This window comes from Planctomycetota bacterium, from assembly GCA_016125255.1.
In the GTDB taxonomy this organism is placed as follows: Bacteria; Planctomycetota; Phycisphaerae; order Phycisphaerales; family Zrk34; genus RI-421.
This window is the reverse complement of record WGMD01000007.1, coordinates 1-14,807: the sequence shown is the minus strand read 5'-3', so window position 1 is coordinate 14,807 and position 14,807 is coordinate 1. Positions and strand designations below refer to the sequence as shown.

Annotated in this window: 10 protein-coding genes and 1 pseudogene; 2 read left to right on the top strand and 9 right to left on the bottom strand. The window is 62.2% G+C overall.

Annotated features, from left to right (window positions below; translation table 11 throughout):
• Positions 1-18: 18 nt before the first annotated feature.
• From GC162_07775 to GC162_07740, 8 genes and pseudogenes are all read right to left on the bottom strand, one after another.
• Positions 19-1,176: an iron-containing alcohol dehydrogenase gene (locus GC162_07775; protein MBI1368539.1), complete on the bottom strand. Its 1,158-nt coding sequence runs from the start codon at positions 1,174-1,176 to the stop codon at positions 19-21.
• An 8-nt stretch (positions 1,177-1,184) separates the two neighbouring features.
• Positions 1,185-2,627: an aldehyde dehydrogenase family protein gene (locus GC162_07770; GenBank protein MBI1368538.1), complete on the bottom strand. Its 1,443-nt coding sequence runs from the start codon at positions 2,625-2,627 to the stop codon at positions 1,185-1,187.
• On the bottom strand, positions 2,627-3,034 hold the full coding sequence (locus GC162_07765; protein MBI1368537.1) for a four helix bundle protein: 408 nt from the start codon (positions 3,032-3,034) through the stop codon (positions 2,627-2,629). The genes GC162_07770 and GC162_07765 overlap by 1 nt, the downstream gene beginning before the upstream one ends.
• A 51-nt stretch (positions 3,035-3,085) precedes the next feature.
• On the bottom strand, positions 3,086-4,171 hold the full coding sequence (locus tag GC162_07760; GenBank protein MBI1368536.1) for an AMP-binding protein: 1,086 nt from the start codon (positions 4,169-4,171) through the stop codon (positions 3,086-3,088).
• Positions 4,172-4,190: 19 nt separating this feature from the next.
• Positions 4,191-5,762, bottom strand: coding sequence for a sodium:solute symporter family protein (locus GC162_07755; GenBank protein MBI1368535.1), 1,572 nt, complete (start codon positions 5,760-5,762; stop codon positions 4,191-4,193).
• 104 nt (positions 5,763-5,866) lie between these two features.
• Positions 5,867-6,067, bottom strand: a pseudogene (locus tag GC162_07750) (hypothetical protein).
• The gene (locus tag GC162_07745; GenBank protein MBI1368534.1) at positions 6,067-7,593 is read right to left on the bottom strand and encodes a PQQ-binding-like beta-propeller repeat protein; all 1,527 of its coding nucleotides are present in this window, start codon (positions 7,591-7,593) and stop codon (positions 6,067-6,069) included. The pseudogene GC162_07750 and the gene GC162_07745 overlap by 1 nt, the downstream one beginning before the upstream one ends.
• A 68-nt stretch (positions 7,594-7,661) precedes the next feature.
• Positions 7,662-10,064: a PQQ-binding-like beta-propeller repeat protein gene (locus GC162_07740; protein MBI1368533.1), complete on the bottom strand. Its 2,403-nt coding sequence runs from the start codon at positions 10,062-10,064 to the stop codon at positions 7,662-7,664.
• A 94-nt stretch (positions 10,065-10,158) separates the two neighbouring features.
• On the opposite strand from GC162_07740, the gene GC162_07735 reads away from it, so the two are divergent.
• Both GC162_07735 and GC162_07730 read left to right on the top strand, forming a co-directional pair.
• Positions 10,159-10,611: a MarR family transcriptional regulator gene (locus tag GC162_07735; GenBank protein ID MBI1368532.1), complete on the top strand. Its 453-nt coding sequence runs from the start codon at positions 10,159-10,161 to the stop codon at positions 10,609-10,611.
• Between the two features lie 158 nt (positions 10,612-10,769).
• On the top strand, positions 10,770-11,357 hold the full coding sequence (locus GC162_07730) for a hypothetical protein (protein MBI1368531.1): 588 nt from the start codon (positions 10,770-10,772) through the stop codon (positions 11,355-11,357).
• A 229-nt stretch (positions 11,358-11,586) separates the two neighbouring features.
• Here GC162_07730 and GC162_07725 read toward each other — a convergent pair whose 3' ends face one another.
• A complete protein-coding gene (locus GC162_07725; GenBank protein ID MBI1368530.1) occupies positions 11,587-14,193 on the bottom strand; it encodes a DEAD/DEAH box helicase in 2,607 nt (868 codons plus the stop codon).
• Positions 14,194-14,807: the final 614 nt, after the last annotated feature.

Here is a 14,807-nt window from a genome sequence, read left to right as displayed (position 1 = left end):
CAAGCCGCCAGCGGCGGGTCAGGCGGTGGGCGACTGCGAACTGAAGGTCGCTTCGTAGAGCCCGACGAATCCATCGGCGTCGATCGGGCGGGGGTTGAACTGCGCGGTCCATTGCGACGCCGCGTCGGCGGCGAGCGCGCCGATGGCGTCGCGCGGCACGTTCACATCCTCCAGCACGCGCGGCATCTTCGCCGCATCCAAAAGCGACTCGATGCACGTCAGCAGCGCCTCGACCGTCGGCTCCAGCCCCGCATGAGCCGCCAGCGCTTCATACATCGCCCGCGCCTCCGCGTCCTCCGCGTTGTAGCGCACCACGCTCGGCAGCATCAGGCCGACTGCCTGCCCGTGCACGACATGGAACTGCGCGGTCAATGGATTGGCGGCGGCATGAGCGGCGCCGAGCATCGAGTGCTCGATCGCCGTGCCGGCATAGGCGGCGGCGAGCAACATCTGACCGCGCGCCGCGATGTCGTTCGGTTCGTCGAGTACGCGCGCCAGATTCGCCGCGATGAGCTTGAACGCCTCGCGCGCATAGCGCAGCGACAGGTCGTTGCGCTTGAGCGTCACGGCCGTTTCGACGGCGTGCGTCAGCGCGTCGACGCCGGTGTTGGCGGTGACATGGCGCGGCTGGGTCGTGGTCAGCGTCGGATCGAGAATGGCGATCGAAGCCGCCGCCTTCTTGTCGCCGCAGGCCATTTTCTGATGCGTCATCGGATCAGCGATCAGCGCGAACGACTGACATTCGCTGCCGGTCCCGCCGGTCGTCGGCACGGCGATGAAGGGCAGCATCGACTGGGTCGCCTTATCGACGCCCCAGTAGTCAGCCATCCGCCCGCCGTTGGTCAGAATGAAATTGCACCCTTTGGCGGTGTCCATCGACGACCCGCCGCCGATGCCGACAATGACGTCGGCGTTCGCCTTGAGCGCGACATCGAGACAGGCGTCGACGTCTTCGGTCGTGGGATTTTCGCGCACGCGGTCGAACACGGTGACGGCAAGCCCGGCCTGCTCGAGCGAGCGGATCGCGCGCGGGGCGTGACCGGCCTCGTAGATGTGCGGGTCGGTGACGAGCAGGGCGCGATGCGTGTTGAGCGAACGGGCGAGCGAGCCGATCTGCTCGACCGTGTCCGGGCCGAAGACGACATGCGGGCGCGGATTTTCCGGGAACGGCATCATGGTCTGACTCATACGGGCGCGCCCGCCCGCTGGATCGCGCGACGGTGATACAAAAATTCGAACAGGTTGCCTTCGTGCGGCTGGTCCCATTTCGCCACCGACGTCGGCAGCGGCCCAATGTTCAATCGCTGAATCAACGGGCACGTGAGCAGGTCATCGACAAACCCATCACTCGCGCCGATCGCCGTGACGACCAGCGACGGCCCGATCTTTTCGAGCATCTCGTCTTCGGGCACTTCGACGACGCTCGCGAACGGGAACATGAACTCGCGGTTCGCCAAAGGGTGCGACCAGTTGTCGCAGTGAATGATCGTCGGCATCAGGTACGTGATCCCGTCGACTTCGACCATGCGGGGCGATCCGCCGCGCTCCTTCGCCGTCAGGTCTTCCGCGCCGGAAGTCTTGAGCCCGTCGTCGATCTGGGCGTCGATCCACTGGGCCATCTTGGCGTTGGCGAATCCGCTGAGCATCGCGGCGTTGTCCTCACGGGCGAGCGGTTTGATCGCCGCCAGCTTCTTCGCCAGCGCCTCGGCGATCGCGCGCCCGTTGCGGGTAACGACAATGGCGGAGGCGTTAATGCATGAACGCCCCGAGTTGCCGGCGATGGACTTGACGAGCACATCGAGATAATCGGGCCAGCGGTCGGCGGCGTCGCCGGTGATGAGCACCTTCGACCAGCCCGGGCCGTGTACTTCGACGGCGGGATTGCCGGCGTAGCGGTCGGCGGTGTCCTGCCCGCCGAAGATGATCGAACGACCGCACGCGTCCATCACGGCGGCGGAGCCCTCGTGATCCGTCGGATAGAAACCGAACGCTTCAGCGGGAGCGCCGGCGGCGATGAACGACTGAATGATCCGATACGGGGTCCACGGCTCCTCGCGCCCGGGTTTGAGAATCACCGGGATTTTCAGGGCGAACGCGGGCATCCACAGCGAATTCACACCCGGCGAATTGCTCGGCAGCACGACGCCCAGCGCCGTCGTCGTCGGAAAGTAGCTCACCGGCACGCCCGCCTGTTCGCCCGCGCCGGCGTCGATGATCGAAAGATCAAGCCCGCGCGTCAGCCCGCGCAGGATCGTCGACATCTGCGTGAACACCTCGTTGATCTTCGCCATATTCGCGCGGACCAGCGTGTAGGGCAGACCGCTCGTCGACGACAGTTGCCGAATGTAGTCCTCCGCCGACTGCACGCCATCGCCGAGCGGGAGCGATCCCGTCATGAAAAATTCGCCGGCCTTTTCGCAGATGGCGAGAAGCTGCGCGGTGGTGAACTTGCGAAGGGCCGCGCGCGCGTCGGCGAACTTGCGCGCGTCGCGCTTGATCATGCCGGCGTTGACCTGCGACACCGTCGCCGCCAGCGTCTGGCCGCCGAGGATGGGGACCTCGATTTTGTCGAGACTTTCGTAGGGCTTGCCAAAGCGGAGGGCGGGAATGTGGGGGGTGGAAGACATTATTTTCCATTTTCCATTTGCCGTTTGCCATTTTCCATTGGGCGGGCGGCACGGACGGTTTTGACGGAAGCGGTGATGATTCGGGCGAGCTGTTGTGTTTCGTCGAGCAGACTGTCGACGAGCGCGGGTTTGACGATTTTGCTGCGCTGAATCACTTTGAGCCAGATTGCGGTTTCGTTGAGCTCCTTGAGGACGATGCCAAGTTTATGCTTGAAGTCGGAGCGGCTCTCCCCGCCGCGCGCTTCGCCGTAGTTCGGAGCGGGCGACGTGCCGGATCGAAGGACTTGGTTGGCGATGTGAGCGCCGGCCGACGTCTTGGGCAGTGCGTCCGCCAGCTTGATGATCCTGACCGCCAGATCGATGAGGCGATCCTGTAAGTCGTCGGCTCGTTGCTGGCTGGAAGTCATCGCCGGTTCCTCAAAATGGAAAATGGCAACTGGAAAATGGTCAATGGAAAATCAATAAACTCCCTCAACAATCGTCTGCTTCGACGCCCCAAACGGCCTCACATCGCCAACCCCATCCCACGGATACTGCTCGCAGGGCTTGCGGCGAATCACTTCGTCGCGTTCGAGGAATCGCGGCATGAACAGTTCGCGGGTCAGGGTGGTCAGTTCGACCCGGCCCCACTGGCCGTAGTCGACGAGCTGGTCGGTCTGATCGGGGTTGACGACGCGCAGGACGGCGCGGGGCTGGGGGGCGTGGTAGGTGATCGAGTAGTTGTCTTCGGGGGTGAGCGGCTTGTGCGCGGCGAGGCCCATGAGGGTGTTGCCGTAGGTCGGCACGAGTTTGGTTTCGCCTTCGCAGACTTCTTCGATGAGGAAGCGGACGTACTGCGGGGTCATGGTGGTTCCGCCGACGAAGACGCCCTTGATGCCGGCTTCGGGGAGACTGATTTTCTCGGCGAGGGCTTCGAGGAGTTTGGGCGTGGTGAACAGCGCGGTGACTTTGCGATGCTTGAGGATGATCGTCGCCTGATCGACGACGTGCTCCATGTACGCCTTGGCCTGGTCGAACTGCTTGGAGCTGATGAGCTTCTTGACCCATCGGGGGTCGAGATCGACGAACATGCACGATGACCCGCGGTAGTTGGCGAGGTGTTCGATGGCGAGGCGCAGGCGGCGGGGCCCGGTCGGGCCGACCATCAGCCAGTGCCCCCCGCGCGGGAAGGCGTCGTCGTCGAGCGTCTCGGAGAACTGCTCGTAGTCGATCTTGTAGTCGTCCCATCCGATGCGCTGCTTGGGCATGCCGGTCGTTCCGCCGGTCTCGAAGACGCAGAACGGGCGGCCCTTGTAGGGTTTGGGCACCCAGCGGTCGAGCGGCTCGAAGCGCAGCGCATCGTCCTGAAAATGCGGAAAAAGGCGGATGATGTCGGCGAAGCATTTCACATCCGAAAGCGGATTGAAGTCGGCTTTGGCGGCGAAGTCGAGCCAGTAGGGGCAGCCGGTCTCGGGCGAGAAGTGCCACTGCACGATCTGCACGGCATGCTCATCGAGCGCGCGCTGCGCAGCGGCGACGGGGTCGGTGGTGACGTTCGAAGTCATCGAGGCGAATCTCCAGCGGTCATGATTTGGCTTGCGGGTCGAAGAACTTGTCGATCGTGGGCTGAGGCAGCGCGGGCGTGAGGAGCGAGACGGTGATGAGCGTCACGACCGAGGCGGCGAAGATGAACACCACCGGCATCATGCCCAGCACCAGCGCCTCGTTCTCGGAGTCCGGCGGCTTGGGGACGAAGATGTCGTGATAGAAAAAGGCGATCCAGACGATGGCGGTGACGATGACGCACGCCAGCGCCCCGGCGCGCGTCGCGCGCTTCCAGTACACCGCGGCGAACGAGAGCGGGAACAGACTCGCGAAACCCGAGAAGCACCAGACGCCCAGCGAGAAGACGCTCTTGGATCGGTTCGGGTCCGCCATCATGTACACCGCGATCCCGTACGTGAGCCCGACGATGCCGAGGATGAACGCGCGGCTGATCCAGACCTTCTGCTTGTCGGAAAAGCGGTCCTTGCCGACGGCGCGGACGACGATGTCCTGCGTGAACATCGTGCCCAAGCACATGAACTGCGAGTCGAGCGAGGACATGATCGCCGCCAGGACGCCGGCGCCGACGAGGCCCAGAAGCATCGGCGAATCGACGAGCTTGCGGATCATCAGGCCGAGGATCGCATTGGGGTTCATCGTCTCGGGCAACATGCTCGCCGCCCAGATGCCGATGAGAATGCACGGAGCCCAGACGATGGCGATGAAGATCGGGTGGGCGACGACGGTGAGGCGGAAGCTTTTTGCGGTTTTGGCGGTGAGCCAGTGCTGAAACAGATGCGGGAACATGCCCACCGAAAGCGGCACGAGGCAGTAGCTGAAGAACTGAAGCTGGCCCATCTGCTGGCCGCGCGCGGCTCGATCGGCGTGCTTGGATTCGAGGAGCTTGTGCGTCGCCGCTTCGAGCCCGCCGAGTTTCTGGCTGATCATGTAGAAGGCGATGACGCCGGTCGTCATGAAGACGATGGTCTGGAACGTGTTGGCCCAGACGGCACCGCGCAGCCCGCCGAAGAAGATGTAGAAGAGCACGACGCCGCAGACGATCAGCGCGCCCCATGCCGGGGGCAGCGAGCCGGACATCGGATTGGGTTTGCCGCCGGGAAGATCAGGCAGGGGGAACGCCGTGGGGAACATGCCCGCGGTCGTCGCCTGAAGGAATTTGCCCGAGGCGATGACGCCGACGAGCAGATACGGAATGAGCAGCAGGACGAGAATCGGAAAGAGCATGTAGCCGAGCGACGGCGAATCGAAGCGGTCGCGGAAGTACGAGCACTGCGTCAGATATCCGTAGCGCTTGCCGACGGCCCAGAGGCGGATGCCGATGATGAAGAACACCGCCGAGTGCATCAGGCCGGACCATGACGCGAGCTGTCCATACACGCCGATGCCGCTGGTGAATGCTTCGCCGGTCGAGCCGACGAGCGCGAAGCCGGTCATCGTCGTGCCGAACACGCTCATGAGCAGAAGGAAGGACCCGACCGAGCGCGAGACGACGAAGTAGTCGGCAGCGGTGCCTTTGAAGAAGGTGTTGGACACGAGGCCCAGCCCGATGAGTAGGGCGAGATAGCCGAGGATGATCCACAAGGGCAGCATCGAAGCCGCGGACAGGGTCAGCGTGGTGAACATCAGTGATTTCCCCCGGAAGTTCCCCCGGAAGTTCCCCGGGCATTTTCCCCGGTGCCCGACTTCTCGAATTCGTCGGCCCATTCTTCGATGTGCGCCGGCCAGGCGTATTTGGCGGCGAGGAGCCAGACGAGTCCGGCGGCGATGGAGTAGATCACATGATAGAAGAGACCGACGGGCATGAAGCCCATCACCAGGGACCGGTCCTCCCAGTACCAGAAGTCGTGATGCGCCAAAAAGAGCAGCGCGACGATGATCCAGACGACCTTGTTCATTACTTGCTCTCGATGGCGTAAAGCTGGGTGCTGGTGGCGAGGTAGATGACGCCGTTGGCGCAGATCGGCGTCGAGTAGACGGGGTCGGGCATGGTCACGCGTCCGAGTTCCTTTTTGTCCTTGGACGCGGCGAAGATGAGCACGTCGCCGTCTTCATTGCCGATGTAGACCTTGCCGTCGGCGACGAGCGCGGAGCCCCAGATGTGGCTCAGCGAATCGTGCTTCCAGTACAGTTCGCCGGTCGAGGCGTCGAAGCAGTAGACGAACCCGCTGAAGTCGCCCATGAAGACGAGGCCGTCGGCGATGGCGGGGGTGGACAGGGAGCGGTTGATGCCTTTGAAGCTCCAGTATTTTTTGGTTTTGGTGACGTCGCCGGTGCCGGTGGGGTCGATGCAGGTGAAGTTGCCGTCGCCTTCGCCGTGTTCGGGGTCCTGCCCGATGCCGACGTAGACCTTGCCGTCGTGGAAGACGGGCGTGGAGATGATTTCGCTCGGGCCGTCGGGCTTGGTGTACTTGATGGGCTTGCCGTCCTTCATGCGATATTCGGGCGGATTGCAGTCGTATCGCCAGACTTCCTTGAGGATGCCGTACCCGTCGGCGTCCTTGACGGGGATCGGATCGAAGGCGTAGCACACGCCGTCCGGTCCGCCGTAGAGGATCAGTCCCTTGCCGTTGACTTCGCCGTAGCACGGGCTGGTCCAGTCGCCGTGGAAGATGCGCTGGCTCAGTCCGCTGGCCTCTTCGCCCTTGAGTTCGCCGGTGTTTTTGTCGAGGGCGATGAGGCAGGGGGCTTTGGGGTTGGGGATGTTGGTGTGCGACCAGTCGACGCCGTTGGAGGTCGAGACGTAGACGAGGTCGCCGATGACGAGCGGGCTGCTGGAGGTGATGTTGTGCGGGAAGACGCCCAGTTCGTCGCGCATGTCGTAATGCCAAATGATGTCCGCATCGTTCGGCTTGACCTCGACCGCCGGCGCGCCGGGCTCGGCCATCTGCTGACCTTCATCCTGCTCGCCCTGATTGCCGTTGGCCAGACCGTTGGCGTCCAGGCACAGCACCTGACACTTGTTGGTCACGATGTACACGCGATCGCCGTCGATCGCCGCCGACGACGCGATGCCCAGGTATTCCCAATCGCTGACCTTCCCCGCCCCGAGTTTGGGCACGGTCAGCGTCCAGATTTCCTTGCCGGTCTTTTCATCAAGGCAGCGCAGGATCGAGTAGTCGCCCTTAAAGCGATCATCGCCGCGCCCGTCGTTGTTCGTGCCCACATACACGCGCCCGTTCGCCACGGTCGGGTTGCCGTACGTGAGACTGCCCATCTTGGCGACCCAGCGGATGTTCTTCGTCGTCGCCATGTCGACGATTTCCGTGCCGTCCTTGAACTTGCCGGGATCGAAGCTCGTCGGCAGGTTCTTCTCGTCGGGCGCCGCCATGTTCTTATTGACCGTCCGCCCCCACTGCGGCCAGTCCGCGCCGTAACCGCCCGCGCTCAGCCCCGCAATCGCCACACACGCCGCGATGGTCATCGAATGTTTGATCTTCATGATGGGCTCTCTTTGCTTGTCGTTTGGCGAGGCCGCTCGCGGCCTGCGTCTCACTTGTTCGCCGTGATCGAAATATTGTCCACGTACACGCTGAACTTGTTCTGCAGCGCGAAGCCGAAAAGCCCCGGCGAGCCGTGCGTATGGGCATGCTCGACCGGCACTTCGATGGTCCACTCCGCCGGTTCATCGGAGCCGCGCGGCCACGCCTTGGCCTTCACCACGCCGCTCCCGTCCTTGTTCGCATCCACGCGCGTCTTGAGCGTGTACCACGTGCCTGGCTTCATATCGAACGGCTTGGTCACCATCAGCCGCTCATAGTTGCTCGTCACTTCGATGATGCCGTGGCTGCCCTTGAGCGTGATCATGTAGCGCTGATTGATCAGCCCCACATCGCTGGCGACGCGCCGATTGCCGTCGGTCATCAGGTCCGCCTGCATCGTGTAGTCCGACAGGTCGCTGGGGCCGATGAACGTCGTCGCCCGCTGAAGAATCAGATTGTCGAGCGTCTTGGCGAAGACCTTGGACCCGTCCTTCTCGCGGATGTCCCACTTGAACCGCGCCCCGATCCAATCCAGCGGCGGGTAGGCGAACTTGACCTTGTCCGTCGGATGATCCTCCGTCAGGTCGAAGCTCTCAAAGTCCTCCTTGATGGGCAGCCCTTCCAGCACGCGCCCGCGGATCGTGCCCTGCACCTTCTTCGTCGCGTCCGCCGGCGCTCCCGGCAGCTCCAGCGCCGTCGCGCGATAAGCACCCGCCGACTCCTTGGCGTTCGCCGTCGCTGCCAGTTCGCCCTTGGCGTTGAACATCGCATCCATCTCCGCCTTGACCTTCGCCGTCGGCGGGATGAACTTCTCCCATGACAACTTGCTCACTTCGCCCGCCGAATAACCCTTGGCGTCCAGCGCGTGCACCGTGAACTTCTGCGACCCGCCCGGCTTGAGCACCACCTCCGACGGCATCGCCTGAAGCTGCGTGATCGGACCCGCCTTCGGCTCGGGCGTCGCCGCCACCGCCGGCGGCAGATGCGCCTTGTTGTCCTTGGCCCCAAAGCAGTACAGATGCTTCGTCGTGAACACGTAAATCTTCCCGTTCCAAACCGCCGGCGAACCGAGGCAGAAGCCATCAAGCTGCGTCTTGCTCAGCACCTCGACGCCCTCATCGCTCGGACGCAGAATGTAAAACGTCCCGTTGTTCATCGGCACGTACAGCTTCCCGTCCGCCCACAAGGGCGAAGCGTGAATCTGATCCGGCGCCAGCTTTTTCTTCCACAAAATCTTCCCATTGTCCGCATCGACGCACGCCAGCTCGCCCGTGTCCGTAAGCTGATACACCCGATTGCCCACGATGACCGGCGAGCTGGTGAACATGCTCAAGCTCGCCTGCCACACCTGCGCGTCTTTGCCCATCGTCGGCGCCCCCGCGTCCGTCTTGCTTGCCTTGGCGTGCGGGTCGACGCAGAACAGCCGCCCCGTTTCCGTCGAGTCGATGTTCTGCACGCCGTGGATCTCGATGACCTTGTCGCCATACAGCACCGGCGACGAATTCACCCCGCCGATGGCGACCTGGTACCGCCACAACGGATCGCCCGTCTTCGCATTGATGCACACCAGCGCCCCCGATCCGATCCCCGCGTAAAACACACGCCGGCCGTCCGGGTCATACGCAAAGATCGGCGTCGAGAACGAGCTGTCCTTCAAAAACGGCGGACCCACGCCCGGCGTGCTCGACCACACCGGCTCGCCCGTCGTCTTGTCAAACGCATAAAACCGATTCCGCGGCGGACCTTCCCCGCCCCAGTTCGTCGAGATCGTATTGACAATGACGAGATTCCCATCGATCGCCGGCGCGCCCGTGCGACCGTTGGGGAACGTCAGCCGCCCGAAGTCCTCCATCATCGCCCGTTCCCAAATCTGCTTCCCGTCCGGCGTGAAACAGATCAAGTCGCCGGGCGTCGTCAGCAGATATATGTTCCCCGTCTCCGCGTCGATCGTCGGCGCGCCGATCGCGTACCGGTCGTACACCACATCGCTCAGATAGTCCGTGAACGTCTTCTCCCAGATCGTCCTGCCCGTCTGCTCATCCAGACACGCGAGCACTTCCTGCAAATTCTCCCGCTCGCCCCGGTAGCCCCATGCGTAAACCCGACCGCCCGTCACCACCGGCGTCCCGCGCCCGCAAAGGTCCAGCGTCCACAACGTCGTCTTGTCCCCGACCTCCCACTTGTCCGGCAGATTCGTCTCCAGCGATGTCCCGTTCTGCTGCGGACCCCGCCAGTTGAGCCACCCCACGACCGGGGCGCGCTTCGCCATCGGCGCTTTCGTCGGCGCGCTCGCCGTCGGTTTGGCGTCCGACTTCGCCGGCGCGGCGGCGGTCGATTGGGTGGAAGTGGATTGCGATGCGCACCCGCTCAATGCGGCCGCGCCCAGCACGAGGGTCCAGAGGAGATTTTTCATCGCAACGCCTTTAGCTTATAAAGAGAAAGTGTCCGGCACGTGACCGGCGGGGTTGATTCTACCTGTACGTATAAATCGAGGCAAGCGCCTTCCCATGCCCGCAGCATCATCGCACATCGACTTCAACGAGCCGCCCATCGACGACCCCTCCCAGCGACGCCTCCCCCCGCAGCTCCGCCGGGCCTGGTACAGCTTGAATCAGGCCTTCCGACGCCGACTCGCCCCCCTGAACCTGACCCCCGACCAGTTCACCGTCCTCCGCTGGCTCCACGAACGCGCCTCAGAATCCCTCACCCAGCGCCGACTCGCCGACCTGATGGCCTCCGACCCCAACACCGTCACCAGCGTGCTCAACCGCATGGAGTCCGCCGGCCTCATCGAACGCAAAGCCCACGCCTCCGACCGACGCGCCAAACAAGTCTCCCTCAAACCCAAAGGCCTCGCCGCCTACACCCAGGCCCGCAAAATCGCCGTCGATCTTCAGTCCCAGATCCTCTCCGTCATCCCCATGTCCCAGCGCGCCCGCTTCCTCGAACAACTCGAATAACTCGCCGACGCCGCCCGCGACGCCCTCGACCAATCCCCCGGCGCCGAGGGATGAACGATGAACCCCCCACGCTTAAAAAGCGTGGGCTTCATAAGGAAGTGCTGCATATGCAGAAGCCCACGCTTTCCAAGCGTGGGACCCTTTCGGAGGCCCCCCCCATGCCCGCATGGAACGACTGGTTCCACCTCATGGCCAACACCTTCGGCACCTGGCCCCCCGGCGACGAGCGCGGGTTCCGCACACGCGATCACCGCGAGCACATCGAAGGCGATTACAAAAATCCCCCGCCCCCCGGTCGATACGACGGCCTCCTCGATCACACCCAAAAACACATGACCCGCCCCCCGGTGCATCTGTCCCCCGCCGCCCGCCGCGCCGCCGCCCTAGCCGTTCGCCTCGCCATGGTCGATATCCACCATCTCCAGGTCCTCGCCCTCGCCATCTCCGCCGAACACCTCCACGTCCTCGTCCGCCTCCCCGCTACCCTCCGTCAGAAGCCCACGCTTTCCAAGCGTGGGACCAGAACCTCCTCCCTCGACGACCCCGCCCGCCACTACCTGGGCATCGCCAAAAAAGAATCCGCCAAATCCCTCGCCGCCGCCCGCCTCGCCGCCCCCGGCGGCATCTGGGCCCGCCGCGGCAAAGTCAAACCCATCGCCGACCGCGCCCACCAACTCCGCGTCTACCAATACATCCTCAACCACGCCCAACAAGGCGCCGCCGTCTGGTCCTTCCGCGACGCCTGACAATCACCCCCCCCCGAAGCCCACGCTTTCCAAGCGTGGGACCCCAACGCTCCCGACGAACATGCCCGTGCCAACCCCGCCCCGCATCACAATCGCCCGCGGATGAACGCAACACTTTCCGAACGAACAACCCGCCCACACGCAATCACGCAGCCGCGAGATTGAACATGAACTCGCAAAGCACGACGGGTCCGCTGCGCTTGACTCATCCTACCGCGACATATTTTTCTCAATATTCAATGCGATCGCCTTTCCGGGCGTTTTCCCGCCGTCGAACGAGTCGAAGATTGTCCGCGACGGTTTTTCCACCCGCGGCCCGGGGGTGAATGTGATCGATCTCGAACTCGGTCGTGCGTGCGCTTTGCCACCCTGTGAGTGCGCACTTATATTCGCGGGTGCGGGGAACGCGATGCTTCTCATACACCGCATTGCGTATTTTGCGCCAAGTTGCCTTGTCCTGATCGTACAACTCGCTCATCGAGCAATCTTCTGCCTGCTTCTTTGCATGAATAACCCTCGGTTCGAATGACGGACTGACGGAAGGCGGCTTGGCTTCAACCATGATCATCTCATTCACTTGGCGATAGAAATCGTCATAGCGCGGATATAGCAGTTTCCAGTGATCCTCCTTATTCCATCTTTCCTCGATGATCGCGGCTAACGCGCGAGGTCCTAAATCGAGGCGGCATATCTCTTTGGCAAGCGAGGCCGGGTCAAAATTGTCTCGCCCATCCATCATTTGCATCTGCGGCCATTCACGCCGCTGCGCCGCATTCCCAAGGAGTACACGGAGTTCTGATTCACGAGGCGCCACGCGCAGCCCAGCGACGTCAGAAAAATATTGATCCATTGTGCGCGTGACGTATCGATCAAAGTGTGCGGTGTCCACAGATGGAATGGATTCCGGCTCAATCTCTTTCAACATCCGCTCGAAGGCCGGCAGTGTCTCCTGGAAAACGAGGACGTCATCCGCTAGGTCGACAAGATCGTCCGTAGGATGGCCAGGATCATCCGATTCAGACGTCACGCTGGACGAATCGTCCAACATCGACACGGTGAACACACCGACGGGTATTCGTCGGAAAAACGGTAGATCGCCAAAGGCGTCCTGCACGACAACCTGACTGTTCAATAGTACGGCGTAGTCTTCGATCAGCTTGATCAGCACCAGCTTTCGGACAGAGGCACGACGATCTGTACTCGAAATCGCGAATTGCGCTTCTTCGATGGCAATCAGTTGTTTCGGGCTTGTCCAGTGGATTCGTTGCGACCAGTTGTCGATAAAACTGACGATGTTCGCCGTCTCGGTCCCACCCACGCGAGGCCCGCGCAGAGCACGGCCCACCATTTGCATCATCAGGATGGAAGACATCGTCGGACGCGCCAGAAAAACCGATTTGACCGACGGATCGTCGAAACCTTCGGTCAAAATGTTCACGTTGACCAAAACATCCAGTTCACCTTTCTTGAAGCTGCTGACGACTTTGCGATTCCTCTCCGTATCAATACGCACCCGGTGAGTAGCGTCGCGGACATCCGCAACCACATAGTCCGCTCTAACGCCTCGTTGCCTGAGCAGCCGTTGCAGTGCGATGGCGTTGTCCACGTTGATAGCAAAGATAATCGTCCGACCGTAATCACGACGTTTCTGGACGTAGCGGTCCACGATCGCCTTATTGCGTGCGGCATTCGTGCCAAGATTCTTGGCAATTTGCTCACCGAGCGCGCTGATGTCACCACCACGTCGTATCAGCTTGTCTACATCCTTGTCGCTCAGCTCCATGGCAGCGTGGGTCAGCACGTCTTCGATGCATGGTTTGGCGAGGAATTTTCTGTTGATCAGTTCTCGAAGATCGACGCTATGCACGATGTCTCCCGGGAACATCCGCTTGAGGAGACCCTGTTCACGCGGCGATGTGCGCCACGGCGTTGCGGTCAGGCCGAGAGTGCGCACGTTTGGCGATGCTCCCTTCACAGCGTCGATCACAGTCCTGTATGTTTTTGCCGGCGCGTGATGGGCCTCGTCGATCACCATGCAAACGGGACGTTTGTCATCGAGCCAGTGTTCGCGCAGCCATTTGAGCCCGTGTGAACGGCCGAGACTAAAAACGCTAGCGATGACCACGTCATCGTTTTTTTGCAGATCATACGGCCGCGCGTGACTGCCGGAGACCTTCCTGCAATTGAAAGCGGGTCGGTTTGGGAGATTATCACCCCGATACGCTGCATTACAGAACGCAGTTGCTGCTTGCTCAATCAATTCGTGGCGATGTGCGAGCCAGAGCACCTTGCCATTGTTGTCGACTACGTCCTTGAGGAGCCAATGCACAGCGGTTCGCGTCTTTCCGCCCCCGGTCGGTAGAACCAGGATACCCGAAAAGCCCGAGATCATTTTCTCACTCAGCTTCTGAACCGCCTGCTTTTGGTAGTCATGCAGCGAGGAGGGGTTTCTCCCTTCTGCCGCCTCAATTTGCATATGGTTGTAATCGGTGATCCAGACATCCGACGCAGCTTGAATTGTGGGTGTTTTGCTTGATGATGAAGGCGACGTGGTTCCAGATCCGCGGAGCCGACAGACAATCTTGGTGCTCGTATCTCGATACTGGCTCCAATCGAAGGTCGTCCCCCTTTTGCGCTTGCCGCCGACCTTCGGATAGACAAGTACGTCGCATTCCTTTGCGAGATATCTTCGAATCTTATTCAGTTCGCGGTTGTTCCGCTGTGCCAAGCCGAAGCGTTCTCGAAATTTAGTGTACTCAAACTCCTTCTCACCCCCCTTCGCTTGAAGTAACATTTCTTTGATCCGTTCACCTTGCCGTTTGTACACACTGGACATTTAGTACCCTCCAGGAATAGCCATGCGGTTGGCATGATGTTACTCGATGGTCGGCGAAGATTCATGGCGCAAGGGGCGCAAGAGATATACGGCCACTTTTCGTCATGCGCGCCCAATAATGCCCCGAGCGACCCGGGACGGGTCGGTGATATAGCCGACTCCTTTGGGGTCGGGGTCGGGGGCGGCGAATGCGGCGTGGGGAGTTGGGGACAGGGGGCGGGGTGACGCGAAAGTGGGAAGGACGAGCCGGATATTTCGCGGCGATTCGTATGGGGGTGTCGCGAAAGGCGCATGGGGGTGGCAAAAGCGCGCACGGGGGTGGCGAAGCGAAATTCGAGGGGCGTTTTTGAGGGCGTGAAGGGGCTTGGGCGAGGGGTGTATTGTTCCTGCGGTGCGCACCGGCGCGCCGATGCGCACCGCAGGGTTGGCGGGGGGTGGGATTTATGAGCTGCGGAGCGATGGGGCGCGTTGACGAGTGGGTGTGATTTGGGGGTCGGGGATCGGGGATCGGGGATCGGGGGTCGGGGATCGGGGATCGGGGGTTGGGGATCGGGGTGGGGGAAGGGGGAGGGGGGTTGGGGGAGGGGGAAAGAGGAAGGGGGTCAGGGGGTGTG

Excerpts from the sequence above, each read along its gene's own strand:
- GC162_07775 (MBI1368539.1), bottom strand. The coding sequence starts at position 1,176 with ATGATGCCGTTCCCGGAAAATCCGCGCCCGCATGTCGTCTTCGGCCCG.
- GC162_07770 (MBI1368538.1), bottom strand. The coding sequence starts at position 2,627 with ATGTCTTCCACCCCCCACATTCCCGCCCTCCGCTTTGGCAAGCCCTAC.
- GC162_07765 (MBI1368537.1), bottom strand. The coding sequence starts at position 3,034 with ATGACTTCCAGCCAGCAACGAGCCGACGACTTACAGGATCGCCTCATC.
- GC162_07760 (MBI1368536.1), bottom strand. The coding sequence starts at position 4,171 with ATGACTTCGAACGTCACCACCGACCCCGTCGCCGCTGCGCAGCGCGCG.
- GC162_07755 (MBI1368535.1), bottom strand. The coding sequence starts at position 5,762 with ATGCTGCCCTTGTGGATCATCCTCGGCTATCTCGCCCTACTCATCGGG.
- GC162_07745 (MBI1368534.1), bottom strand. The coding sequence starts at position 7,593 with ATGACCATCGCGGCGTGTGTGGCGATTGCGGGGCTGAGCGCGGGCGGT.
- GC162_07740 (MBI1368533.1), bottom strand. The coding sequence starts at position 10,064 with ATGAAAAATCTCCTCTGGACCCTCGTGCTGGGCGCGGCCGCATTGAGC.
- GC162_07735 (MBI1368532.1), top strand. The coding sequence starts at position 10,159 with ATGCCCGCAGCATCATCGCACATCGACTTCAACGAGCCGCCCATCGAC.
- GC162_07730 (MBI1368531.1), top strand. The coding sequence starts at position 10,770 with ATGCCCGCATGGAACGACTGGTTCCACCTCATGGCCAACACCTTCGGC.
- GC162_07725 (MBI1368530.1), bottom strand. The coding sequence starts at position 14,193 with ATGTCCAGTGTGTACAAACGGCAAGGTGAACGGATCAAAGAAATGTTA.